The organism is Streptomyces sp. NBC_00457 (assembly GCF_036014015.1).
GTDB lineage: Bacteria > Actinomycetota > Actinomycetes > Streptomycetales > Streptomycetaceae > Streptomyces.
On sequence record NZ_CP107905.1, the window covers coordinates 8,634,247 to 8,657,571 of the forward strand.

The window sequence follows — 23,325 nt, forward strand, 5'->3', positions numbered from 1 at the left end:
GAGAGGTGGGGTACGGGGATGACCATCGGCACCAGCAACGCGCCGGGAGCACGGGATGTAGGGCGACCGCCCGTGTCCCGGCCGTCCGGCGATGTCGCCGGGCTCGGCATCGACCCCGATCAGCTGCCGGACGGCCTCGTCGTCGCCGATGAGCACGGGCACGTCGTCTGCTTCAACGCCGCCGCCGAGCGCATCACCGCCGTCCCCGCCGCCGACGCCCTCGGCCGGCGGCTGGACAAGGCCCTGCCATTAGAGGACCTGGAGGGCAGGCGCTGGTGGCAGCTGACCGACCCGTACGGCGGGCTCGCCATCAGGGTCGGCCAGCCAGAGCGGAATCTGCTGCTGCCCGGCGGGCGTGAGGTCCTCGTCTCCGCGCGGTACGTCCGTACGGAACCCACCGGGCCCGTCCATCGCGTCGTCGTCTGTCTCCGCGACACCGAGGCCCGCCGCCGCACCGAGCGCAGCCATGCCGAGCTGATCGCGACCGTCGCCCACGAACTGCGCTCGCCCCTGACCTCTGTCAAGGGCTTCACCGCCACCCTCCTCGCCAAGTGGGAGAGGTTCACCGACGACCAGAAGCGGCTGATGCTGGAGACCGTCGACGCCGACGCCGACCGCGTCACCCGGCTCATCGCCGAGCTCCTCGACATCTCCCGCATCGACTCCGGGCGGCTGGAACTGCGCCGCCAGCCCGTCGACATCGGCGCCGCCGTCGGCCGGCACATCCAGGCGTACGTCGCCGCGGGGCTGCCCGCCGACCGGTTCCTGCTCCGCGTCGAACAGCCGCTGCCCGATCTGTGGGCCGATCCCGACAAGGTCGACCAGGTGCTCAGCAATCTGCTGGAAAATGCCGTGCGGCACGGCGAGGGAACCGTCACGATTGACGTCACGCCCGCCACGTCCCCCCGCGAGGGAGAGGACACCGGCACATCGGTCACCGTGAGCGACGAGGGCCCAGGTATCCCGGAGGAGTCCATGAACCGCGTCTTCACCCGCTTCTGGCGGGGCAGCAAGCGCGGCGGCACCGGCCTCGGGCTCTACATCGTCAAGGGCATCGTCGAGGCCCACGGCGGCACCATCACGGTCGGCCGCGCCCCCGGCGGCGGCGCCGAGTTCCGATTTACGTTGCCCGTGAGCACTCCGGCCTACCTGGCCTGAGCAGCCCGCGGGCGCATTCGCACACCTCCACCCCGTTAGACTCGGCCTTTGGCACCCATGTGTCCCGGATACGGCCCGGACGAGTCGGCGACGGGGACCTTCAGCCAGCCAATCGGAAGCACGGGAAGAGATGTCGGCACCGAATAAGTCGTACGACCCTGTCGAGGTCGAGGCGTTGAAACCGGAAGAGATCGAGCGTATGCGGGACGAGGCGCTCGCCGCCTTCGCCGCCGCGGACTCCCTCGACGCGCTCCAGGAGGCCAAGGTCGCGCACACCGGCGGTACCTCCCCGCTGGCCCTCGCCAACCGCGAGATCGGGGCCCTGCCCCCACACGCCAAGGCCGAGGCCGGCAAGCGTGTCGGCATGGCCCGCGGCGCCGTGAACAAGGCGCTCACCGCCCGCCAGGCAGAACTGGAGGCCGAGCGTGACGCCCGGGTGCTGGTCGAGGAGGCGGTGGACGTCACGTTGCCGTACGACCGCGTACCGGCCGGCGCCCGCCACCCGCTCACCACCCTGTCCGAGCGCATCGAGGACGTCTTCGTGGCCATGGGCTACGAGGTCGCCGAGGGCCCGCAGGTCGAGGCGGAGTGGTTCAACTTCGACGCGCTCAACATCGGCCCGGACCACCCGGCCCGCGGTGAGGCGGACACGTTCTTCATCGAGGGCGCAGACGGCTCCGCCGACTCCGGCGTGGTCCTGCGCACGCACACCTCGCCCGTGCAGATCCGCTCGCTGCTCGACCGTGAGCTGCCCGTGTACGTGATCTGCCCCGGCCGCGTGTACCGCACGGACGAGCTGGACGCCACGCACACCCCGGTCTTCCACCAGGTCGAGCTGCTCGCGATCGACGAGGGTCTGACCATGGCGGACCTCAAGGGCACCCTGGACCACATGGTCCAGTCCCTGTTCGGCGAGGGCATGAAGACGCGGCTGCGGCCGAACTTCTTCCCGTTCACCGAGCCGTCCGCCGAGATGGACATGGTCTGCTACGTCTGCCGCGGCGAGTCCGTCGGCAACCCCGACCGGCCCTGCCGCACCTGCTCCAGCGAAGGCTGGATCGAGCTGGGCGGCTGCGGCATGGTCAACCCGCGGGTGCTCACCGCCTGCGGCGTCGACCCGGAGAAGTACAGCGGCTTCGCCTTCGGGTTCGGCATCGAGCGGATGCTGATGTTCCGCCACAACGTCGAGGACATGCGAGACATGGTCGAGGGTGACGTCCGGTTCACCCGGCCGTTCGGGATGGAGATCTGATGCGGGTCCCGCTTTCTTGGCTGCGGGAGTACGTCGACCTGCCGGAGACGCAGACCGGCCGTGACGTGCAGGCCAAGCTCATTTCGGCCGGTCTGGAGGTCGAGACCGTCGAGCAGCTCGGCGACGGCCTCAAGGGGCCCCTGGCCGTCGGCCAGGTGCTGACCATCGAGGAGCTGGAGGGCTTCAAGAAGCCGATCCGCTTCTGCACCGTCGACGTCGGCACCGCCAACGGCACCGGTGAGCCCCAGGAGATCGTCTGCGGCGCCCGCAACTTCGCCGTCGGCGACAAGGTCGTGGTCGTGCTCCCGGGCGCGGTCCTGCCCGGCGGCTTCGCGATCAGCGCCCGCAAGACCTACGGCAAGACGTCCCACGGCATGATCTGCTCCAGCGACGAGCTGGGCATGGGCGACGACGGCACCAAGGGCATCATCGTGCTGCCGCCGGAGTCCGAGATCGGCAAGGACGCCATCGATCTGCTCGAACTCGTCGACGAGGTACTGGACATCGCCGTCACCGCCAACCGCGGCGACTGTCTGTCCATCCGCGGCGTCGCCCGCGAGACCGCCATCGCCTACGGCCTCCCGCTGCGCGACCCGGCCCTCCTCGACGTCCCCGGCCCGAACGCCTTCGGCTACCCGGTGAAGGTCTCCGACCCGCTCGGCTGCGACCGCTTCACTGCCCGTACGGTCACCGGCCTCAGCTCCGAGGCGCGCTCCCCGATCTGGCTGCGGCGCCGCCTGCAGAAGGTCGGCATGCGCCCGATCTCGCTCGCCGTCGACGTCACCAACTACGTGATGATGGAACTCGGCCAGCCCCTGCACGCCTACGACCGCTCCCTCGTCCAGGGCACGATCGGTGTCCGCCGGGCCGCCGAGGGCGAGAAGATCGTCACCCTCGACGGCGTCGAGCGGAAGCTGCACGCCGAGGATCTGGTGATCACCGACGACCGCGGCCCGATCGGGCTCGCCGGTGTCATGGGCGGCGCCAACACCGAGATCGCCGACCACGAGGACGTCGACAACGCGACGACCGACGTGGTGATCGAGGCCGCGCACTTCGACCAGGTCGCGATCGCCCGCACCGCCCGCCGCCACAAGCTGTCCTCTGAGGCGTCCCGCCGCTTCGAGCGCGGCGTCGACCCGCAGGCCGCCGCCGCTGCCGCCCAGCGCACGGTCGACCTGCTGGTCCTGCTCGCCGGCGGCACCGCCGAGGCCGGGGTCACCGAGGTCATCGCCCCGTCCGCGCCGCACACCATCACCGTCCCGGCCGACCACCCGGACAAGGTCGCCGGCGTCGACTACGGCCGCGAGACCGTCGTACGCCGCCTCCAGCAGGTCGGCTGTGATGTGTACGGGCAGGACGAGCTGATCGTCACCGTGCCGTCCTGGCGGCCCGACCTCATGGAGAAGAACGACCTCGCCGAAGAGGTCATCCGCCTGGAGGGCTACGAGAACCTGCCCTCCACGCTGCCCAAGCCGCCGTCCGGCCGGGGCCTGACGCACCGCCAGCGGCTGCACCGCCGCGTCGGCCGGGCGCTGGCCGGCGCCGGATACGTCGAGGCGCCGAACTACCCGTTCGTCAGCGAGCAGGTCTTCGACCAGCTCGGCCTGGACGCGGACGACCCGGCCCGCCGCGTCGTCAAGCTCGTCAACCCGCTCAACGACGAGGAGCCCGCGCTCCGTACGTCGCTGCTGCCGGGCCTGCTGGGCGCCCTGCGGCGCAACGACGGCCGCGGCTCGCACGACCTCGCCCTGTTCGAGACCGGGCTGGTCTTCCAGCCGCGCGAACAGCAGCGGGTCGCCGCCCCCCATCTGCCGGTCGACCGGCGTCCCACGGACGAGGAGATCGCCGCGCTGAACGCCGTGCTGCCGGAGCAGCCCCGGCATGTCGCGGTCGTCCTCGCGGGCGCGCGCGAGCAGGCCGGCTGGTGGGGCGAGGGCCGTCCGGCGGGGTGGGCCGATGCGGTGGACGCGGGGCGCGTCGCCGCGCGGGAAGCCGGGGCCGACCTGATCGTCCGCAGCGGTCAGTACGGTCCGTGGCACCCGGGCCGTTGCGCCGAGTTCGCGGTCGTCCTCGACGGCACCGAGACGGTCGTGGGCCATGCGGGCGAGTTGCACCCCCGTGTGCTCAAGGCCCTGGGCCTGCCCGCGCGTACCTGTGCGATGGAGCTGGACCTGGATGCCCTGGAGCAGGTGAGCGACGGTGTCCCGCAGGCGCCGAGCATCTCCACGTTCCCGGTGGCCACGCAGGATGTGGCGCTGGTCGTCGACAAGTTCGTGCCGCAGGCCGATGTGGAGGCCGCGTTGCGTGAGGGCGCGGGTGAACTCCTCGAGGCGATCCGGCTGTTCGACGTCTATGAGAACGAGGACCAGCTGGGGGAGGGCCGCAAGTCGCTGGCGTATGCGCTGCGGTTCCGGGCGGGGGACCGGACGCTGACCGTGGATGAGGCGTCTGCTGCTCGGGATGCGGCGGTTGCCCTGGCGGGCGAGCGTGTGGGGGCTGTTCTGAGGGGCTAGGCGCCGTGGGGGACTGTGTGGTTTGCCTGGTGCGGGTCTCGTCGTGGCTTGTCGCGCAGTTGCCCGCGCCCCTGTCGGGGCGCTGCAGTCACCTCACTCGATGGGGTGACCTTTTGGGGTGATCTGGTCTTTCCGGGCCATGTGGTCGACAGAATCGGACCGGCCTTTCGGGGCCGGTCCGATTCTGTGCTGTCAGGGCCTATTGGGGGGCCATCGGCATGAACCGCATCAAGGCTGGGGTTCCCCGCAGGGCGGGGCGCCGGGTGCTCGCAATCGGGCTGCCGACGGTGTGGGGTGCCATAGCGATCACGTACAAGATGGCCTGTCCGCTCGCCCAGCAGAACGGGCTCGGGGCGCGCATCGTCACCAGCGCCGTCTTCTTCGCCGTGGGCACGGGGCTGGTCGTCCATGTCCGGCAGGCGCTGCTGCGTGAGCTGCGGCAGGTGCGCCGGGTCGCGGGCGCCGCCCAGAGTGTGCTGCTACGGCAGTTGCCGCCCCGTATCGACGGGCTGCATGTCGCCGCCGCCCAACTGTCCGCGGAGCGCGGCGCGGTCATCGGCGGCGACCTGTACGAGGTCATCGCCACCGAGCACGGCGTACGGGCCGTGATGGGCGACGTACGCGGACACGGTCTCGCCGCCATCGGCACCGTCGCCGCCGTCCTCGGCAGCTTCCGTGAGGCCGTGCACGACGAGCCCGACCTCGGTGGTGTGCTGCGCAGGCTGGAGCGGGCCCTGGCCCGGCATCTGCGCGAGCGCGCCCGCGCCGCCCCCGACAGCCCGGTGGCCGAGGAGTTCATCACGGTGCTGCTGCTGGAGATCGGTCCGGACGGCGAGACGCACGCCCTCAACTGCGGCCACCCCTGGCCGTACCGCCTCACCGGCACCCACGTGGAACCCCTCACCCACGCCGACCCCCTGCCCCCGCTGGGCCCTTTCCCACTCCCACCCGACCTGCCCGCCGTACCCTGCGGCCAACTGAAGCCCGAAGAGGCGCTGTTCCTCTACACCGACGGCGCCGAGGACGCCCGAGACGCCCATGGCCGGTTCTTCCCACTGCCGACCGTACTCACAGAGGCCCTGAGCGACGGCGTGAACACCCCCCAGCCCCTCCTCGGCACAGTCTTCACCCAACTCCTGCGCCACACGGCAGGAAGACTGACGGACGACGTGGCATTGCTGGTCCTACAGAACGACCGAACTCGGGTTGAGTGCAGCGCCCCGTCAGGGGCGCGGGGAACTGCGCGACCAGCCCCCACGCACCGGCTGCCGACAAACAACCTCCACTGAACGGCGCTTAGTCGCACCGCCAAGCCCCCGGCAGGGCCGCCGCACTGTACGAGGGGGAGCCGGCGGCCCGGCCGGCCTCTGACGAGGCATTTCAGTCAACCGGTCGGCAACTCTCCGCAACAGCGCACGCACGGTGCGGATTCGCGCACTCGGTTCACACCCCGTGTGAAGACGGAACCACTAATCTGACGCCACCGAGCCACCCGGGGGGCAACCCATGCAGCCCAACACTCTGCTCGACGCGATCCTGGACGAGGCGGGCATCTCGCACGCGGGACTGGCCGCACATGTGAATCAGGCGGGACGGGCCCGCGGCCTCGCCCTCAGGTACGAACACACCGCCGTGGCACGGTGGTTGAAGGGCCAGCGCCCCCGCGGCCAAGTCCCCGACCTGATCTGCGAGGTACTCGCCGCCCGGCTGCAACGCCCCGTCACACTCGACGACATCGGCCTCGGCGTGCCCGGCGAGCCGTCCGCCCCGCACGGCACCTCGCTGTCCGGCTTCGTCGAGCGGGCCACCGCGCTGTGGCGCTCCGACGAACAGCAACGCCCGCACATCCTGGGCGCCCCCGCCGTCACCGGCACGCCCGCCGTGATGCCGGTCTGGGAGTGGGAGAACCCGCCGGAGGACGTCGACGTCTCCCGCGGCGGCCGGCACCGGGTCACCCCCTCCGACCTGGAGATGCTGCGCGCCGCCCGTACGCACTACGAGCAGATGTACCGCAAGGCCGGCGGTATAGCGACCCGCACCCGGATCGTCGGCTTCCTCAACTCCGAGGCCGCGCCGCTGCTGCGCGGCAGCTACACCGACGCCACGGGCCGCCAAGTGCACCGGGCCACCGGCGGGTTGGTGGCGATCGCCGGGATCTGCGCGTACGACTCCGACGCCCACGGGCTCGCCCAGCGCTACTTCCACCAGGCGCTGAGGCTGGCGAAGGCCAGCGGGGACCGGGGACTCGGGGCGTACATCATCGCGCTCCTCGTCAACCAGGCCCTGTTCATGCGGGAGCACCGCCAGGCCGTGGCCTTCGCGGAGGCCGCGCTGCGGGCGGCGGGCAAGCACATCACCCCGGCTCTCGCCTCCGACCTGTACGCGATGCAGGCGAAGGCGTACGCGCACCTGGGCGACGGCACGAGCGCCCTGTCCTGCATCCGGCGTGCCGAGACGGCCGCCGAACGCATCCGGCGCGGATACGAGCCCGACGAGACGGGCTATGTCCAGCCGGGACTCGTCAACGTCCAGGTGGCTGAGGCGCTTCTCAGCCTCGGTGAACTGGCGGCGGCGGGGGAGCATGCCGCGGCCGCTGTCGGTAACCCGGCCCACGATCGCGGGCGGGTGCACCGGCTCGCCATGCTCAGCACGATCGAGCTGCGGCAGGGCAACGCGGACAAGGCGGTGGCCACCGCGGTGCAGATGGCCGAACAGGCCCGGGGGATGGAGTCCCAGCGGCTGCGCGACAGACTCCGGGCGGTACGCGAGCACTTGATGCGCAGCGGCTGCGCGGGCACGGCCGAGGCCGCCGAACTCATCGACGGGGCACTGCGCGTACCGCTGTAATCGGGCGCTGGAACACCGACACTCATAGTCCCTGCTGCGATATTGCCACTTACTCGACGGAAGGTGGCAGAACCGTGCAGTGGACGAAACAGAACGAACAAACTGTGTATGAAAACCGCTGGTTCACCGTCAACCTGGCAGACGTGGAGCTGCCCGACGGCCGGCACCTGGACCACTTCCTCATACGGCTGCGGCCGGTCGCCGTGGCCACAGTGGTCAACGAGGCCAATGAAGTGCTCCTCCTGTGGCGCCACCGCTTCATCACCGACAGCTGGGGGTGGGAACTCGCGGCGGGCGTCGTCGAGGACGGCGAGGACATCGCCTGCGCGGCCGCCAGGGAACTCGAGGAGGAGACCGGATGGCGGCCGGGACCGCTGCGCCACTTGATGAGCGTGGAGCCGTCCAACGGGCTCACCGACGCCCGGCACCACGTCTACTGGGCCGACGAGGGCGAGTACATCGGCCACCCCGTGGACGACTTCGAGTCGGACCGCCGGGAGTGGGTCCCCCTCAAACTCGTCCCCGACATGATCGCCCGTGGGGAGGTCCCGGCCGCCAACATGGCGGCCGCGTTACTGATGCTGCACCACCTCAGGCTGGGGCAGGACGCCTTGCCCTGATGCGACGTCCCTGATCAATGCCCTACCGCCTGCCAGATCGCCACGACGAGAGCACCCACGGCGGTGAGGGCGGCGACCGCGGGCAGCGGCCAGCGCGCGTGTTCCAGTGTGTAGATCCGGGTGTTCAGCTCGTCGAGTTCCTTGGCGGACTCCTCGGTACGGTGCGTGAGCAGAGCCAGGTCGCCCTCCACGCGGGCGTAGGCGACGTCGAGACGACGTCGTAACTCTGCGAGTTCACCGGTTACGACCGGATGCTCGGGATCGGCGGTCACGAGTCCGCTCCTTTCCGTAGTCGTTTCCATCCCTGGCATGCGCAGACAAAGTGAACTCGCCTGGTGGGCGTGTGGGGAGAGTGTGCGAGGGGCATATGCGAGCCCGGTGCGCACACGGTGTGTGAATGACGCGGGCCCGGCACCTCTTCGGTGCCGGGCCCGTGTACTTGGCCGGAATCTGACCGTCTGTAATCAGCCGTAGGTGTAGAAGCCCGACCCCGACTTCCGGCCCAGCCGGCCCGCGTCCACCATGCGCTGCAGCAGCGGGGGAGCGGCGTACAGCGGCTCCTTGTATTCCTCGTACATCGAATACGCCACCGAGGCGACCGTGTCCAGGCCGATCAGGTCGGACAGCTTCAGCGGGCCCATCGGGTGGGCGCAGCCGAGTTCCATGCCGTTGTCGATGTCCTCGCGGCTGGCGATGCCCGACTCGAACATCCGGATCGCGGAGAGCAGATACGGGATCAGCAGGGCGTTGACCACGAAGCCGGAGCGGTCCTGGGCGCGGATGGCGTGCTTGCCGAGCAGCTTCTCGGCGAACCCCTGCGCCCGGCTGAGCGTGCCCTCGGAGGTGGTGAGCGCCGGGATCAGCTCGACCAGCTTCTGCACCGGGGCCGGGTTGAAGAAGTGGATGCCGATGACGTGGTCGGGCCGCGAGGTGGCGACCGCGAGCTTCACCAGCGGGATGGAGGAGGTGTTGGAGGCGAGGATCGCGTCCGGGCGCGTCACGATCTGGTCGAGCACCTGGAAGATCTCGGTCTTCACCTGCTCGTTCTCGACGACGGCCTCGATCACCAGGTCGCGGTCGGCGAACTCGCCGAGGTCGGTGGTGAAGCCGAGCCGCGCCTGCGTCGCCTCCAGCTCCTCCGCCGTGATCTTGCCGCGCTCGGCCGCCTTGGACAGGGAGTTGAGCAGCCGGGTGCGGCCGATCTCCAGGGACTCGCCGGTGGTCTCGGCGACCATCACGTCCAGTCCGGCGCGGGCGCACACCTCGGCGATGCCCGCTCCCATCTGTCCGCAGCCCACGACTCCGACGCGTTGGATGTCGGTCACATCGTCCCCTTACTGATCGACGCCTGCGACAGGCCGCCATTTGTGTGGAGCCTGCTCCGATCGTGCACGTTACCCGTAAGTATCGATGATCGATCGCCGGGGTACGGGCATTCTGGGGCGCGGAGACGATCCGTGACCGAGCGGGTCCGCAGCGTATGGGGTGTGCAGATGGGACGGTTGTCACGTCGGGCGTTCGCGCTGGCCGCGCTGGCGGCCCTCACGCCGGCGTCGAGTGCGGCGGGCGTACCGCGGAATCCGCGGGCCGCGACCGAGATGCGCGGCATGTGGCTGGCGACCGTGGCCAATCGCGACTGGCCCTCCCGGGCCGGCCTGAGCCCGGCCCAGCAGCGGGCGGAACTGATCACCCATCTCGACACCGCGGTCCGCAACCGCCTCAACACCGTGATCTTCCAGGTCCGCCCGACGGCCGACGCGCTGTGGCCCTCGCCGTACGAGCCCTGGTCGCAGTACCTCACCGGCACCCAGGGCAAGGACCCGGGCTGGGACCCGCTCGGCTCGGCCGTGGCCGAGGCGCATGCCCGGGGCCTGGAACTGCACGCCTGGTTCAACCCGTTCCGTATCGCCAATCACACCGACCCGCAGCGGCTCGCCGCCTCGCACCCCGCGCGCAAGCACCCGGACTGGGTGGTGACGTACGGCGGGAAGCTCTACTACAACCCGGGGCTGCCCCAGGTCCGCGCCTTCGTCCAGGAGGCCATGCTCGACGCGGTGCGCAAGTACCCAGTCGACGCCGTGCACTTCGACGACTACTTCTACCCGTATCCGGTGGCGGGCCAGACCTTCGACGACGCCGCCGCCTTCGATCTCTACGGCGGCGGCTTCGGGAACCGGGCCGACTGGCGGCGGGACAACATCAACCGGCTGGTGGGCGAGATGGCGGCCCGGATCAAGTCGCTCAGGCCAGGCACACAGTTCGGGATCAGCCCCTTCGGGGTGTGGCGCAACGCCGCCACGGACCCTCTCGGCTCCGACACCCGGGCGGGGGTGCAGACGTACGACGACCTGTACGCCGACACCCGCAGGTGGGTCCGCGAGAACTGGATCGACTACATCTGCCCGCAGCTCTACTGGAACATCGGCCTCGCCGCGGCCGACTACGCCAAGATCCTGCCCTGGTGGGCCTCGGCCGTGCGCGGCAGCGGCACACGGCTGTACGTCGGCGAGGCGCTCTACAAGGCGGGCGACCCGGCCCAGCCCGCCGCCTGGCAGAACGCCGACGAACTGTCCCGGCATCTCACACTCGCCAAGAACTTTCCGGAGACGCGCGGCCACGTCTTCTTCGCCGCGAAGGACGCGACGACGGACCGGATCGGCGCGCTGGCACGGGTGGTCGCCGACCACTACAGGCAGCCGGTGAGGCCGCCGCGCTAGAGCGCCCCGTAAGGGGCGCGGGGAACTGCGCGACCAGCCCCCACCGGCCCGCAGTCAACGAACCGCAGAACGCGGAGCGCTAGTGTCGGGTTTCCTTGTGGCGGATCTCCGTGTCGGGCCCCGGTGAGCACACGCCCTCGTGCCCGTCCTCGAACCTGACGCGATACGGGGGGTTCCCCTCGCGTCCCATCACTTCGACGATCTCGCCGACCTTGTCGTGCTGTCCGACCACCCTGCCGTGCTGGACAAGCTGGTCGCCCACGGTTGCACGCATCTTGTAGGGCCTCCTCACCTCGTGCGGGAGCAGCGGTCCTTCGGCCTTGATTTTACGGCGCGGGGCGCCGGTTGGGACGGTGCCGTACGGCCTCCTCAGCCGCGCGCCCTCTGTGTGACGGCGATGCATACGAGCACCGCCGCCGCCGTGAGCGGGGCGGCCACTGTCAGGTGCTCGCCCAGCAGCAGCACCGACCACACCAGTGTGAGCAGCGGCTGGGCCAACTGCAACTGGCTGGCCTTCGGGATGCCGATCGCCGCCATGCCGCGGTACCAGACGACGAGGCCGAGGAACTGCGAGCCGGCCGCGACCCACAGCAGCCCCGTCACGCTGTGCGCGGTCAACTGCACCGGCTCGTACGACAGGGCGAGCACCGCGGCGGGCACCCCGATCGGCAGACACAGCACCAGCGCCCAGCCGACGACCTGCCAGCCCGGCATGACGCGGGCCAGCCGGCCGCCCTCGGTGTATCCGGCCGCGCACACCAGCAGCGCCCCGAAGAGATACAGGTCGGCGGTGGTCAGCGCCCCGCCGCTCTGCTGCACGGTGAAGGCGACCACGGCAGCGGCGCCCACGAGCGCGGCCGTCCAAAAGGTGCGCGAGGGGCTGAGCGGGTTTGGCGAAGTCGGCTGCGGGTCGGCAGCGCCCCGAAGGGGCGCGGGGCTGTGACATATGCGGCTCCGCCGCGTGGGCGCGACCAGCCACGACGGCCCCGCAGATGCTCGACGGCCGATTTTGGCACGTCCCGCGGAGCGCTTCGTGCCGACCCGCAGGGCGGAGCAGAGTGCGGTGGTCAGCGGGAGCAGGCCGACCACGACGGCGGCGTGTGCGGTGGTCGAGGTCCGCAGGGCGAGGGTCGTCAGCAGCGGGAAGCCGACGACGACTCCGGCGGCGACCACGGCGAGTCCCGGCCAGTGCGCTCGTCCGGGCAGCGGCACACGCAGCGCCAGCAGACAGCCGCCCGCGATCAGCGCCGCGAGCACGCTGCGCACGGCGACCAGGGACCACGGCCCGAAGCCCTCCAGTCCCCATGCGGTCGCGGGGAAGGTGAGGGAGAAGGCGATGACTCCCAGGACGGCCTGAAGAGTGCCGATCGAGGTACCGGACCGACCGCTGACCGCTATCCCGGTCGGGGTGATAGCGCTACTCTGTGCTCTCATGCAAGAGCGTAGCAGCGTCGGTGAACTGGCGAATCGGCTACGACGGGAACTAGACCGCTACTCACCGGGCGGAAAGCTCCCGTCGAGCCGGGCCCTCGTCGAGCGGTACCGGGTCAGCCCGGTGACCGTCTCGCGCGCCCTGGCGCAGCTGGCCGCCGAGGGACTGGTGGTGACCCGCCCCGGCGCCGGTGCCTTCCGCGCCCGGCGGCCCCGTACGACAGCCGCGCCCGCCGGGGACACCTCCTGGCAGGAGGTCGCGCTCAGCGCGGACGGCGCCTCCGACGTCGTACCGCGCTCGGTGGACGCGTCCGGAGTCGTGGTCTCGCTCGCCGCTCCGCCGACCGGAGTGATCGAGTTCACCGGCGGCTATCTGCACCCCACGCTCCAGCCCGAGCGTGCGCTGACCGCCGCGCTGGCCCGTGCGGGACGCCGGCCCGGAGCGTGGGGCCGGCCGCCGTTGGACGGACTGCCGGAGCTGCGTGAGTGGTTCGCCCGTGAGATCGGCGGCACCGTCACCGCTGCCGAGGTGCTGGTCGGCGGGGGCGGCCAGGCGGCGCTGACCACAGCGTTCCGCGCGCTGGCGCCACCCGGCGCGCCCGTCCTGGTCGAGTCGCCGACCTACCCCGGCATGCTGGCCATCGCCCGTGCGGCCGGGCTGCGGCCGGTCCCGGTGCCGGTCGACCCGGACGGCGTGCGCCCCGCCCTGCTCGCCGACGCGTTCCGGGCGACCGGGGCCCGGCTCTTCGTGTGCCAGCCGCTGTTCCAGAACCCGACCGGGGCGGTGCTCGCCGCGAACCGCCGCGCGGAGGTGGTCGCCATCGCACGGGCGGCGGGCGCGTTCGTGATCGAGGACGACTTCGTACGACGGCTGGTGCACGAGGACGCGGGCCCGCTGCCGCGTCCGCTGGTCGCCGACGACCCCGACGGAGTCGTCGTCCACGTCAGCTCGCTCACCAAGGCCACCTCGCCCAGCTTCCGGGTGAGCGCGATCGCCGCGCGCGGCCCGGCGCTGGAACGCCTGCGCGCCATCCAGATCGTCGACACCTTCTTCGTGCCCCGGCCCCTCCAGGAGGCCGCGCTCGAACTCGCCGGCTCGCCCGCCTGGCCACGCCATCTCCGGTCGATCTCGGCGGAGTTGAAGACCCGCCGGGACGCAATGACGGCTGCGTTGCGGGCCGACCTCCCCGAACTCGCCCTGCCGCACATCCCCTCCGGCGGCTACCACCTGTGGCTGCGCCTGCCCGACGGCACCGACGAGGCCCTCCTCACCGCCGCCGCCCTGCGCGCGGGCGTCGCACTCACCCCCGGCCGCCCCTACTTCAGCGCCGAACCCCCGGCCGGACACGTGCGGCTGAGCTTCGCGGCCGTGGCGGGGACGAGCGAGATCACGGAAGGGGTGCGGCGGCTGCGTACGGCCTTCGACGAGGGGGCCGGTCGAAAATGACAGGCAAGCCAGTCGGTATTTTCGAGCGAATTGCCCCTTCGGTCCTGACCGTGAAGTAAGGCTTCGCGCACCCTGGGTAACTCCCGAGTAAACCCTCTTGACCTGCACCTTTCCGCGACTCACGATCCCCGTATGCAACTTCGCCTCACGTTCGTCGCCGCCGCGCGCAGCACGCCGCTGCTGGCGGAGCGGTTCGAGGACGACCGGCCGCTGGATCAGGCGGGCTGGGACGAGGTGCAGCGGGCCGCGCAGGATCTCATTCCGCTGGCGGCGGCCGAGCTGCGCTACTGCTCGCCGACGCCGCGCAGCCGGGCCACCGGTGACGCCCTCGGCTATGCACCGCTGGTGCAACTCGCGCTGCGGGACTGCGACATGGGCCGCTGGCGCGGGCTCACGCTGGGGGAGGCGATGGCGCGTGAGCCGGAGGCGGTGGACGCCTGGCTGGCCGACCCGCGCGGCACGCCGCACGGCGGTGAGTCGCTGCTCGCCTTCATCACCCGGGTCGGCGGCTGGCTCGACACCCGGCCGGTCGACGACGGAGGCCGGATCGTCGCCGTGGCCGAGCCGTCGGTGATCCGCGCGGCCCTGGTGTACGCGCTGAAGGCGCCGCCGTCGACGTACTGGAACATCGACGTCCGCCCCTTGTCGACGACCACGGTCACGGGTCGGGCGGGGCGCTGGAATCTGCGCTTCGAGGGGGTCTCGGCTCAGCCCACGCGCGCGTAGTCGGTCGTGAGGACCAGGTCCTTCGCCGGGCCGCGCACGCGCCACACCGTCCGCCAGTGGTCGGCGTCGGTGACGGTGAACTCGCCCCGGTAGAGGTCGGCCGAGCACGGATGGTCGGCCGTGTGCCGTCCGGAGGTCAGGTCCAGGTCGTGGAACGGGCGGCCGTCCGCGAACCGTACGTCCGCCGCACCCGGCTCCCGGGACGGCAGGAAACGCAGGGTCCGCTCGGCGGGCCGGGGAACGCCCTGCCAGACGAACGTGCCGGACTCCTGGTGCAGCAGTCCGCCGCCTTCGAGCGGACGGAACGCGGTGGTCCCGCGGAACTCGCCCCGCTCGTCGCCGGCGAGGTCGCGCACCGATCGCTCGACCCGCCACTGCCCGGCCAGATAGGCCAGTACGTCCGGCACTGGCCAGAACTCGCCCATTCCGTATCGCTTCCCGTCACATGTGCTGCTGCGCGACCCATTGACGCGACTGTGCCCCCTCCCTATCTTGCCGTTCGAAGTGCTGACCATAGTCCGATATTTCGAACAGCTAGAGCCGCGGAGTATCCATGTCACGCACCACCCGCCGGAGACTAGGCGTCACCGCCACCGCCCTCCTGATGGCGGCCGTCGCCCTGGCCGCCCCCGCGCACGCCGAGGACATCACCGACTACGCGATCACCGTCGACCCCGCCTCCCAGGGCGCGAAGATCGACGACACGATGTACGGCGTCTTCTTCGAGGACATCAACCGCGCCGCCGACGGCGGACTGTACGCCGAGCTGGTGCAGAACCGGTCCTTCGAGTACTCCACCGCCGACAACAGCTCGTACACGCCGCTGACCTCCTGGACGGTCGCGGGGTCGGCCGAGGTCGTGAACGACGCCGGGCGCCTCAATGAGCGCAACCGGAACTACCTCTCCCTGGGCGCCGGTTCGTCGGTCACGAACGCCGGATACAACACCGGCATCCGCGTCGAGCAGGGCAAGAAGTACGACTTCTCCGTGTGGGCGCGCGCCCAGAGCGGCACCACGCTCAGCGTCACCCTGAAGGACGCGCCGGGCACGCTGGCGACCACCCGCCAGGTCGCCGCGAAGGGCGGCTGGGCGAAGTACACGGCCACCTTCACCGCGACCCGCACCAGCAACCGCGGCCGCCTCACCGTCGCCTCATCGGGCGCCGCCTCGCTCGACGAGGTCTCCCTCTTCCCGCGCGACACCTACAAGCACCAGCCGAACGGCCTGCGCAAGGACCTCGCCGAGAAGATCGAGGCCCTGGACCCCGGCTTCGTCCGCTTCCCGGGCGGCTGCCTGGTCAACACCGGCTCCATGGAGGACTACAGCGAGGCCTCCGGCTGGCAGCGCAAGCGCTCGTACCAGTGGAAGGACACCATCGGCCCGGTCGAGCAGCGCGCCACGAACTCCAACTTCTGGGGCTACAACCAGAGTTACGGCCTCGGCTACTACGAATACTTCCGCTTCTCCGAGGACATCGGCGCGATGCCGCTGCCCGTCGTGCCGGCCCTCGTCACCGGGTGCGGCCAGAACCGGGCCACCGACGACGAGGCGCTGCTCCAGCGGCACATCCAGGACACCCTGGATCTCATCGAGTTCGCCAACGGCCCTGTGACGAGCAAGTGGGGCAAGAAGCGTGCCGAGATGGGCCACCCCAAGCCCTTCCGCCTCACGCATCTCGCCGTCGGCAACGAGGAGAACCTGCCGAACGAGTTCTTCGCCCGCTTCCAGAAGTTCCGCGCCGCGATCGAGGCCAAGTACCCGGACATCACGATCATCTCCAACTCCGGCCCGGACGACGCCGGCGCGACCTTCGACACCGCCTGGCAGCTCAACCGCGAGGGCAAGGTCGACATGGTCGACGAGCACTACTACAACAGCCCGCAGTGGTTCCTGCAGAACAACGAGCGCTACGACAGCTACGACCGCGGCGGCCCGAAGGTCTTCCTCGGCGAGTACGCCTCCCAGGGCAACGCCTTCAAGAACGCGCTGTCCGAAGCCGCGTACATGACCGGCCTGGAGCGCAACGCCGACATCGTCAAGCTCGCCTCCTACGCTCCGCTGCTCGCCAACGAGGACTATGTGCAGTGGCGCCCGGACCTGATCTGGTTCAACAACCACGCCTCCTGGAACTCGGCCAACTACGAGGTCCAGAAGCTGTTCATGACCAACGTCGGCGATCGTGTCGTCCCGTCCACCGCGACCGGCACCCCGAACGTGAGCGGCCCGATCACCGGCGCCATCGGCCTGTCGACCTGGGCGACCAGTGCGGCGTACGACGATGTCAAGGTCACCGGCGAGGACGGCTCCACGCTGTTCGGCGACGACTTCTCCGGTGACGCGTCGAAGTGGACGCCGGGCGGTGCCGGCAGCTGGAGCATCCAGGACGGGCAGTACGTCCAGACGGATGCCGCCGCCGAGAACACGCTGGTCACGGCTGGCGATCCCGCCTGGAAGAACTACGACCTGCACGTGAAGGCCACCAAGAAGTCCGGCAAGGAGGGCTTCCTCGTCGCCTTCGGGGTCAAGGACACCGGCAACTACTACTGGTGGAACCTGGGCGGCTGGAACAACACCCAGTCCGCGATCGAACAGGCCGTGGACGGCGGCAAGTCGACGCTGATGTCCAAGGCCGGGTCGATCGAGACGGGCCGTGCCTATGACATCGACATCAAGGTGCGGGGCCGTCAGGTGACCCTCTATCTGGACGGCCAGGAGTGGGGCAGCTTCGCCGACGACAAGCCGGCCGAGCCGTTCCGCCAGGTCGTCACCAAGGACGCGAAGACCGGTGACCTGATCGTCAAGGTCGTCAACGCGCAGTCCGCCGAGGCTCGTACGGCGATCGACCTCGGCACCTCCAAGGTCGCGTCCAAGGCCCGCGTGACCACCCTGGCCGCCGGCCCCGACGAGGTGAACACCGAGACGGACACGCCGGTGACCCCGGCGACGTCCACCTTCCAGGGAGTCGCCAAGAAGTTCACGTACACCTTCCCGGCGAACTCGATCACCTTCCTGCGGATCAAGCAGCGGTAACACCCACGGCGGCTCAGGCGACACCGAAGCGCGCCTGAGCCGCCCGCACCGGTTGGGGTGCAGGATGGTCGTCCTCTGACTCCCGCGGCTCAGCTCAGGGACTCGAAGTACGCCTTCTGCGCGGGGTAGTAGTCGGCGAAGTCGGGGCGGGGGCCGCCTGTGCGTGCGGCGGTGAGCATGTCGAGGTAGTACTCCCAGCCGGGGCCGGTCGAGCCGAGGTGTTCCGTGGAGGTGACGTGGTGGACCAGCCGGAGCTCGGTGGTACCGGTGGTCTCCGCCTCCCCCTCCGCCTCGGCGAGCAGCAGCTCCAGCGACCAGGAACCTGCCTCGTCCTCCGCCGACACCGCGAGCCGGTGAGGCGGCTCGCAAGCCTCGATCAGGAGCGGGCTCCAGGGCGCCTCCTCCTCGAACACCATCTGCACCTCGACGGTGCGCCCGGGAGCCGCCTCGCCGCGCCACGGCCCGAACCAGCGGGCGGTGCGCTCCGACTCGGTGACGCTCGCCCAGACGTCGTCGACGGGGGCGCGGTAGCTGCGGGTGAGGATCAGGTCGAACCCCGCTGAGGTGCGGACGAGCCGACCGGTGGGCTCGGGAGTCATGCCGTGTCCTCCTGTCGGCCTGCCGTGGGCCTCCTGTGCCTGACAGCATGAACGTATCCCGCCGTGGGCGTGGCGGCCCAGCCTGGGCACGGGATTGCATAAACGTGCAGCGAAACGTATAGTCATGCCCTCCAGGAGGAGGATGTCATGGCGGTACGTGCGGCAGTGGCCGGAGCGAGTGGGTACGCGGGCGGTGAGCTGCTGCGTCTGCTGCTGGTGCACCCCGAGGTCGAGATCGGCGCCCTGACCGGGAACTCCAACGCCGGTCAGCGGCTCGGCGCGCTCCAGCCGCACCTGCTGCCGCTGGCCGACCGGGTGCTCCAGGAGACCACGGCGGACGTCCTCGCCGGGCACGATGTCGTCTTTCTCGCGTTGCCGCACGGACAGTCCGCGGCCGTCGCCGGGCAACTCGGCCCCGATGTGCTGGTGGTCGACATGGGGGCCGACTTCCGGCTGCGGGACCCGGGGGACTGGGAGAAGTTCTACGGTTCCGCGCACGCCGGGACCTGGCCGTACGGCCTCCCTGAACTGCCGGGCGCCCGCGCTGCGCTGGAGGGGTCCAAGCGCATCGCGGTGCCCGGTTGCTACCCGACCGCCGTCTCGCTGGCCCTCTTCCCGGCGTACACGGCAGGCCTCGCCCAGGCCGAGACCGTGATCGTCGCCGCGTCCGGCACCTCAGGCGCCGGCAAGACGCCCAAGCCGCATCTGCTGGGCAGCGAGGTCATGGGGTCCATGTCGCCGTACGGCGTGGGCGGCGGCCACCGGCACACCCCCGAGATGATCCAGAACCTCAGCGCCGCCGCCGGTGAACCGGTCGCCGTCTCGTTCACGCCGACGCTCGCCCCCATGCCGCGCGGGATCCTCGCCACCTGCAGTGCGCAGGCGAAGCCCGGCGTCACCGGCGACTCCCTGCGCGCCGCCTATGAGAAGGCCTTCGCCGACGAGCCGTTCGTTCATCTGCTGCCCGAGGGACAGTGGCCCGCCACGGCGTCCGTCCACGGTTCCAACGCCGTTCAGGTGCAGGTCGCATTCGACGAGGCCGTGGGCCGCATCATCGCGATCAGCGCGATCGACAACCTGACCAAGGGCACCGCGGGCGGTGCCGTCCAGAGCATGAACCTCGCCCTCGGGCTCGACGAGACCACCGGGCTTTCCACGATCGGAGTCGCACCGTGAGTGTCACGGCAGCAAAGGGATTCACGGCGGCGGGCATCGCCGCCGGGATCAAGGAGAACGGCAACCCGGACCTGGCCCTCGTGGTCAACAACGGGCCCCGCCTCGCCGCCGCGGGCGTCTTCACCTCCAACCGCGTCAAGGCCGCGCCGGTGCTGTGGTCCGAGCAGGTCCTGAAGGGCGGGCAGGTCTCCGCCGTCGTCCTCAACTCCGGTGGCGCCAACGCCTGTACGGGGCCGAAGGGCTTCCAGGACACGCACGCGACCGCCGAGAAGGTCGCCGGCACGCTGGGGCTGAACGCCGCCGAGGTCGCGGTCGCGTCCACCGGACTCATCGGAATCCTGCTCCCCATGGACAAGCTGCTTCCCGGCGTCGAGACCGCCGCGGAGGCGCTGAGCGAGCACGGCGGTGAGAAGGCCGCCATCGCGATCAAGACCACCGACTCCGTCCACAAGACGTCCGTCGTGACCAAGGACGGCTGGACCGTCGGCGGCATGGCCAAGGGCGCGGGCATGCTCGCCCCCGGCCTCGCCACCATGCTCGTCGTCCTCACCACGGACGCCGACGTCGAGAGCGGCGAACTGGACCAGGCCCTGCTGGCGGCCACGAAGGTCACCTTCGACCGCGTCGACTCCGACGGCTGCATGTCCACCAACGACACCGTGCTGCTGCTCGCGTCCGGCGCCTCGGGGGCCACCCCCGCGTACGAGGAGTTCGCCGAGGCCGTACGGACCGTCTGCGACGACCTCGGCCAGCAGCTCATCCGGGACGCCGAGGGCGCCAGCAAGGACATCAAGGTCGAGGTGATCAACGCCGCGACCGAGGACGACGCCGTCGAGGTGGGCCGCTCCATCGCCCGCAACAACCTGCTCAAGTGCGCGATCCACGGCGAAGACCCCAACTGGGGGCGGGTGTTGTCCGCCATCGGTACGACGTCGGCGGCCTTCGAGCCCGACCGGCTGAACGTGGCCATCAACGGCGTCTGGGTGTGCAAGAACGGCGGCGTCGGCGAGGATCGCGACAAGGTCGACATGCGCTACCGCGAGGTGCACATCGTCGCCGACCTGGCCGCGGGCTCGGAGACGGCCACCATCTGGACCAACGACCTCACCGCGGACTACGTCCACGAGAACAGCGCGTATTCGTCATGAGCTCTACTCGTAAGCACACCGCCCTGCCCAAGGCCCAGATCCTCATCGAGGCGCTGCCCTGGCTGGTCCGGCACAACGGCAAGACCGTCGTCATCAAGTTCGGCGGCAACGCCATGGTCGACGAGGAACTGAAGGCCGCCTTCGCCCAGGACGTCGTGTTCCTGCACCACGCCGGCCTCAAGCCGGTCGTCGTGCACGGCGGCGGCCCGCAGATCAGCGCCGCCCTCGACAAGCACGGCATCGTCAGCGAGTTCAAGGCGGGCCTCAGGGTCACCACCGAGGACGCCATGGACGTCGTACGCATGGTCCTCGCCGGACAGGTGCAGCGCGAGCTCGTCGGGCTGCTCAACCAGCACGGGCCGCTCGCCATCGGTCTGACCGGCGAGGACGCGCACACCATCACCGCCATCAAGCACCAGCCCGAGATCGACGGTGAGTTGGTCGACATCGGGCGGGTGGGCGAGATCACCGAGATCGACACGGGCGCGATCGAGGCACTGCTCGCCGACGGCCGTATCCCGGTCGTCTCCTCGATCGCCCGCTCCCAGGACGACGGACATGTCTACAACGTCAATGCTGATACGGCGGCTGCGGCACTCGCTGCTGCGCTGGACGCCGAAACCCTCATGGTCCTCACGGACGTCGAGGGCCTCTACGAGGACTGGCCGAACAGCGACGAGGTGATCAGCCGCCTCACCGCTTCCCAACTGGAGAAGCTGCTGCCGGAGTTGTCGTCCGGAATGGTGCCGAAGATGGAGGGCTGTCTGCACGCCGTGCGCAACGGGGTGACCACCGCCCGGGTCATCGACGGCCGCGTCCAGCACTCCATCCTGCTGGAGATCTTCACCGACGAGGGCATCGGCACGATGGTCGTGCCGGACGAGCAAGAGGGGGACGCCGTATGACCGCCAATCAGGACCTGACCACGCGGTGGCAGGGCGCGCTCATGAACAACTACGGCACTCCGCGACTGCCGCTCGTGCGCGGGGAGGGCGCGAAGCTCTGGGACGCCGACGGCAAGGAGTACGTCGACTTCGTCGGCGGTATCGCGGTCAACGCGCTCGGCCACGCCCACCCGGCGATCGTCGAGGCGGTGAGCCGGCAGATCGCCTCGCTGGGGCATGTGTCGAACCTGTTCGTCGCCGAGCCGCCGGTCGCGCTTGCCGAACGGCTGCTGCAGCTCTTCGGGCGGGACGGCAGGGTCTTCTTCTGCAACTCCGGGGCCGAGGCGGTCGAAGGGGCGTTCAAGATCGGGCGGCTGACCGGGCGGTCGCACATGGTCGCCACCGACGGCGGCTTCCACGGCCGCACCATGGGCGCCCTCGCCCTCACCGGACAGCCCGGCAAGCAGACCCCCTTCCTGCCGCTGCCCGGCGATGTCACGCACGTGCCGTACGGCGACGCGCAGGCGCTGGCCGCCGCGGTCACCGAGGAGACGGCCCTCGTCATCATCGAGCCGATCCAGGGCGAGAACGGGGTCGTGGTCCCGCCGACGGGCTATCTGAAGGCGGCCCGCGCGATCACCGCCGCCACGGGCAGCCTGCTGGTGCTGGACGAAGTGCAGACCGGGATCGGGCGCACCGGGCACTGGTTCGAGTACATGGCGCACGACGGCGTGCTGCCGGACGTCGTCACGCTCGCCAAGGGCCTCGGCGGCGGGCTGCCGTTGGGCGCGACCGTGGCCTTCGGACGGGCGGCCGAACTCCTCCAGCCCGGACACCACGGCACGACCTTCGGCGGCAACCCCGTCGCCTGCGCGGCCGGACTCGCCGTCCTCGACACCATCGCGAACGACGGGTTGCTGGAGAACGTCAAGCGGCAGAGCGAGAGCTTGCGCCACGGAATCGAGTCACTGAACCACTCGTTGATCTCCCACGTCCGGGGTGCGGGGCTCCTGCTGGGTATCGTGCTCACCGAGCCGCTTGCGCCACAGGTGCAGCACGCGGCCCAGGACGCCGGTTTCCTGGTGAACGCGCCCGCCCCCGATGTCGTACGACTGATGCCGCCCCTCAACCTGGGCGACGACGCGGTGGACGCCTTCCTCCGGGCGCTGCCCGGTGTCCTGGACGCGGTGACCGAAGGGGACGGACATTCCGGAGAATGAGACGACGATGAGCCAGGCGCAGGATCAGGAGCAGCCGAGCGGGCCTGCCGTGCCGCAGACCCGCACCGCGCGTCACCGCCGGATCGTGGACATCCTCAACCGGCAACCCGTGCGGTCGCAGAGCCAGTTGGCGAAGCTGCTCGCCGACGACGGGCTGACCGTCACGCAGGCGACGCTCTCCCGGGACCTGGACGAGCTGAACGCGGTGAAGATCCGCAACACCGACGGCGATCTGATCTATGCGGTGCCGAGTGAGGGGGGTTTCCGTACGCCGCGTGCTCCGCTGGGGGGGTCGGCGAAGGAGGAGCGGATGCGGCGGCTCTCCGCGGAGCTGCTGATCTCCGCGGAGGCTTCGGCGAACCTCGTGGTGCTTCGTACGCCGCCGGGTGCGGCGCAGTTTCTCGCCTCGGCGATCGACCAGGCTGAGCTGCACGACATTCTGGGGACGATCGCTGGTGACGACACGTTGCTGTTGATCAGCCGGGATCCTACGGGTGGGCAGGCGCTGGCGGATCATTTGCTGCGGTTGGCTCAGAACGGGCACTGAAGGGTT

The 23,325-nt window shown here is 70.4% G+C and carries 21 protein-coding genes; 15 read left to right on the plus strand and 6 right to left on the minus strand.

All coding sequences use genetic code 11. The features are described 5' to 3' along the window. Positions 1–18: 18 nt before the first annotated feature. The 6 genes from OG828_RS39460 to OG828_RS39485 all read left to right on the plus strand — a co-directional run bounded on the left by OG828_RS39460 (position 19) and on the right by OG828_RS39485 (position 8,393). Positions 19–1,158, plus strand: a complete 1,140-nt coding sequence (locus OG828_RS39460) for a sensor histidine kinase (protein WP_328367863.1) — start codon at positions 19–21, stop codon at positions 1,156–1,158. Between the two features lie 130 nt (positions 1,159–1,288). After that, the gene (gene pheS, locus OG828_RS39465; RefSeq protein WP_328367866.1) at positions 1,289–2,410 is read left to right on the plus strand and encodes a phenylalanine--tRNA ligase subunit alpha; all 1,122 of its coding nucleotides are present in this window, start codon (positions 1,289–1,291) and stop codon (positions 2,408–2,410) included. Further along, entirely contained in the window at positions 2,410–4,926 is a 2,517-nt protein-coding gene (gene pheT / locus OG828_RS39470) for a phenylalanine--tRNA ligase subunit beta (RefSeq protein ID WP_328503869.1), read from the plus strand. Before pheS ends, pheT begins: the two co-directional genes overlap by 1 nt. Before the next feature lie 218 nt (positions 4,927–5,144). Further along, on the plus strand, positions 5,145–6,215 hold the full coding sequence (locus OG828_RS39475) for a PP2C family protein-serine/threonine phosphatase (protein WP_328503870.1): 1,071 nt from the start codon (positions 5,145–5,147) through the stop codon (positions 6,213–6,215). A gap of 217 nt (positions 6,216–6,432) precedes the next feature. Next, positions 6,433–7,773 (plus strand): transcriptional regulator, encoded by a 1,341-nt coding sequence (locus tag OG828_RS39480; RefSeq protein WP_328367875.1) that lies wholly within the window; start codon positions 6,433–6,435, stop codon positions 7,771–7,773. A 74-nt stretch (positions 7,774–7,847) separates the two neighbouring features. After that, positions 7,848–8,393, plus strand: a complete 546-nt coding sequence (locus OG828_RS39485) for an NUDIX hydrolase (RefSeq protein WP_328367878.1) — start codon at positions 7,848–7,850, stop codon at positions 8,391–8,393. Between the two features lie 14 nt (positions 8,394–8,407). Here OG828_RS39485 and OG828_RS39490 read toward each other — a convergent pair whose 3' ends face one another. Together OG828_RS39490 and OG828_RS39495 are read right to left on the minus strand one after the other, a co-directional pair. Next, the gene (locus tag OG828_RS39490; RefSeq protein WP_328367881.1) at positions 8,408–8,665 is read right to left on the minus strand and encodes a hypothetical protein; all 258 of its coding nucleotides are present in this window, start codon (positions 8,663–8,665) and stop codon (positions 8,408–8,410) included. Positions 8,666–8,857: 192 nt separating this feature from the next. Continuing rightward, on the minus strand, positions 8,858–9,718 hold the full coding sequence (locus OG828_RS39495) for a 3-hydroxybutyryl-CoA dehydrogenase (RefSeq protein WP_328367884.1): 861 nt from the start codon (positions 9,716–9,718) through the stop codon (positions 8,858–8,860). 168 nt (positions 9,719–9,886) lie between these two features. On the opposite strand from OG828_RS39495, the gene OG828_RS39500 reads away from it, so the two are divergent. Continuing rightward, positions 9,887–11,110, plus strand: a complete 1,224-nt coding sequence (locus OG828_RS39500) for a glycoside hydrolase family 10 protein (protein ID WP_328372535.1) — start codon at positions 9,887–9,889, stop codon at positions 11,108–11,110. Between the two features lie 79 nt (positions 11,111–11,189). Here OG828_RS39500 and OG828_RS39505 read toward each other — a convergent pair whose 3' ends face one another. Next, a complete protein-coding gene (locus OG828_RS39505; RefSeq protein WP_210574947.1) occupies positions 11,190–11,384 on the minus strand; it encodes a DUF1918 domain-containing protein in 195 nt (64 codons plus the stop codon). A gap of 95 nt (positions 11,385–11,479) precedes the next feature. Then, positions 11,480–12,544 (minus strand): DMT family transporter, encoded by a 1,065-nt coding sequence (locus OG828_RS39510; protein ID WP_328503871.1) that lies wholly within the window; start codon positions 12,542–12,544, stop codon positions 11,480–11,482. Between OG828_RS39510 and OG828_RS39515 the strand changes: the two genes are divergently transcribed. Continuing rightward, the gene (locus OG828_RS39515; protein ID WP_328503872.1) at positions 12,543–13,988 is read left to right on the plus strand and encodes an aminotransferase-like domain-containing protein; all 1,446 of its coding nucleotides are present in this window, start codon (positions 12,543–12,545) and stop codon (positions 13,986–13,988) included. The genes OG828_RS39510 and OG828_RS39515 overlap by 2 nt on opposite strands. Positions 13,989–14,120: 132 nt before the next feature. Continuing rightward, on the plus strand, positions 14,121–14,714 hold the full coding sequence (locus tag OG828_RS39520) for a histidine phosphatase family protein (RefSeq protein ID WP_328367894.1): 594 nt from the start codon (positions 14,121–14,123) through the stop codon (positions 14,712–14,714). Here the strand turns inward: OG828_RS39520 and OG828_RS39525 are convergent. After that, positions 14,696–15,139, minus strand: a complete 444-nt coding sequence (locus OG828_RS39525) for a DUF6314 family protein (RefSeq protein ID WP_328367897.1) — start codon at positions 15,137–15,139, stop codon at positions 14,696–14,698. The two genes, OG828_RS39520 and OG828_RS39525, sit on opposite strands and share 19 nt — an antisense overlap. Positions 15,140–15,267: 128 nt before the next feature. Between OG828_RS39525 and OG828_RS39530 the strand changes: the two genes are divergently transcribed. After that, positions 15,268–17,745: an alpha-L-arabinofuranosidase C-terminal domain-containing protein gene (locus OG828_RS39530; protein WP_328503873.1), complete on the plus strand. Its 2,478-nt coding sequence runs from the start codon at positions 15,268–15,270 to the stop codon at positions 17,743–17,745. A gap of 89 nt (positions 17,746–17,834) precedes the next feature. Here the strand turns inward: OG828_RS39530 and OG828_RS39535 are convergent, their stop codons facing one another. Next, positions 17,835–18,344, minus strand: coding sequence for an SRPBCC family protein (locus OG828_RS39535; RefSeq protein ID WP_328503874.1), 510 nt, complete (start codon positions 18,342–18,344; stop codon positions 17,835–17,837). Between the two features lie 147 nt (positions 18,345–18,491). On the opposite strand from OG828_RS39535, the gene argC reads away from it, so the two are divergent. The 5 genes from argC to OG828_RS39560 are packed head-to-tail and all read left to right on the plus strand — an operon-like array spanning position 18,492 to position 23,319. Beyond that, complete coding sequence (gene argC / locus OG828_RS39540) at positions 18,492–19,520, plus strand: N-acetyl-gamma-glutamyl-phosphate reductase (RefSeq protein WP_328503875.1); 1,029 nt, start codon at positions 18,492–18,494, stop codon at positions 19,518–19,520. Further along, positions 19,517–20,668, plus strand: a complete 1,152-nt coding sequence (gene argJ, locus OG828_RS39545) for a bifunctional glutamate N-acetyltransferase/amino-acid acetyltransferase ArgJ (RefSeq protein ID WP_328503876.1) — start codon at positions 19,517–19,519, stop codon at positions 20,666–20,668. The genes argC and argJ overlap by 4 nt, the downstream gene beginning before the upstream one ends. Then, positions 20,665–21,573 carry an acetylglutamate kinase gene (argB, locus tag OG828_RS39550; protein WP_210574959.1) on the plus strand — a complete coding sequence of 303 codons (909 nt, stop codon included), beginning with the start codon at positions 20,665–20,667 and terminating at the stop codon, positions 21,571–21,573. The genes argJ and argB overlap by 4 nt, the downstream gene beginning before the upstream one ends. Then, a complete protein-coding gene (locus OG828_RS39555; RefSeq protein ID WP_328503877.1) occupies positions 21,570–22,772 on the plus strand; it encodes an acetylornithine transaminase in 1,203 nt (400 codons plus the stop codon). Before argB ends, OG828_RS39555 begins: the two co-directional genes overlap by 4 nt. Positions 22,773–22,779: 7 nt before the next feature. Further along, positions 22,780–23,319 (plus strand): arginine repressor, encoded by a 540-nt coding sequence (locus tag OG828_RS39560; protein WP_328367919.1) that lies wholly within the window; start codon positions 22,780–22,782, stop codon positions 23,317–23,319. Positions 23,320–23,325: the final 6 nt, after the last annotated feature.

Excerpts from the sequence above, each read along its gene's own strand:
- OG828_RS39460 (WP_328367863.1), top strand. The coding sequence starts at position 19 with ATGACCATCGGCACCAGCAACGCGCCGGGAGCACGGGATGTAGGGCGA.
- pheS (WP_328367866.1), top strand. The coding sequence starts at position 1,289 with ATGTCGGCACCGAATAAGTCGTACGACCCTGTCGAGGTCGAGGCGTTG.
- pheT (WP_328503869.1), top strand. The coding sequence starts at position 2,410 with ATGCGGGTCCCGCTTTCTTGGCTGCGGGAGTACGTCGACCTGCCGGAG.
- OG828_RS39475 (WP_328503870.1), top strand. The coding sequence starts at position 5,145 with ATGAACCGCATCAAGGCTGGGGTTCCCCGCAGGGCGGGGCGCCGGGTG.
- OG828_RS39480 (WP_328367875.1), top strand. The coding sequence starts at position 6,433 with ATGCAGCCCAACACTCTGCTCGACGCGATCCTGGACGAGGCGGGCATC.
- OG828_RS39500 (WP_328372535.1), top strand. The coding sequence starts at position 9,887 with ATGGGACGGTTGTCACGTCGGGCGTTCGCGCTGGCCGCGCTGGCGGCC.
- OG828_RS39505 (WP_210574947.1), bottom strand. The coding sequence starts at position 11,384 with ATGCGTGCAACCGTGGGCGACCAGCTTGTCCAGCACGGCAGGGTGGTC.
- OG828_RS39515 (WP_328503872.1), top strand. The coding sequence starts at position 12,543 with ATGCAAGAGCGTAGCAGCGTCGGTGAACTGGCGAATCGGCTACGACGG.
- OG828_RS39510 (WP_328503871.1), bottom strand. The coding sequence starts at position 12,544 with ATGAGAGCACAGAGTAGCGCTATCACCCCGACCGGGATAGCGGTCAGC.
- OG828_RS39520 (WP_328367894.1), top strand. The coding sequence starts at position 14,121 with ATGCAACTTCGCCTCACGTTCGTCGCCGCCGCGCGCAGCACGCCGCTG.
- OG828_RS39525 (WP_328367897.1), bottom strand. The coding sequence starts at position 15,139 with ATGGGCGAGTTCTGGCCAGTGCCGGACGTACTGGCCTATCTGGCCGGG.
- OG828_RS39530 (WP_328503873.1), top strand. The coding sequence starts at position 15,268 with ATGTCACGCACCACCCGCCGGAGACTAGGCGTCACCGCCACCGCCCTC.
- OG828_RS39535 (WP_328503874.1), bottom strand. The coding sequence starts at position 18,344 with ATGACTCCCGAGCCCACCGGTCGGCTCGTCCGCACCTCAGCGGGGTTC.
- argC (WP_328503875.1), top strand. The coding sequence starts at position 18,492 with ATGGCGGTACGTGCGGCAGTGGCCGGAGCGAGTGGGTACGCGGGCGGT.
- argB (WP_210574959.1), top strand. The coding sequence starts at position 20,665 with ATGAGCTCTACTCGTAAGCACACCGCCCTGCCCAAGGCCCAGATCCTC.
- OG828_RS39555 (WP_328503877.1), top strand. The coding sequence starts at position 21,570 with ATGACCGCCAATCAGGACCTGACCACGCGGTGGCAGGGCGCGCTCATG.
- OG828_RS39560 (WP_328367919.1), top strand. The coding sequence starts at position 22,780 with ATGAGCCAGGCGCAGGATCAGGAGCAGCCGAGCGGGCCTGCCGTGCCG.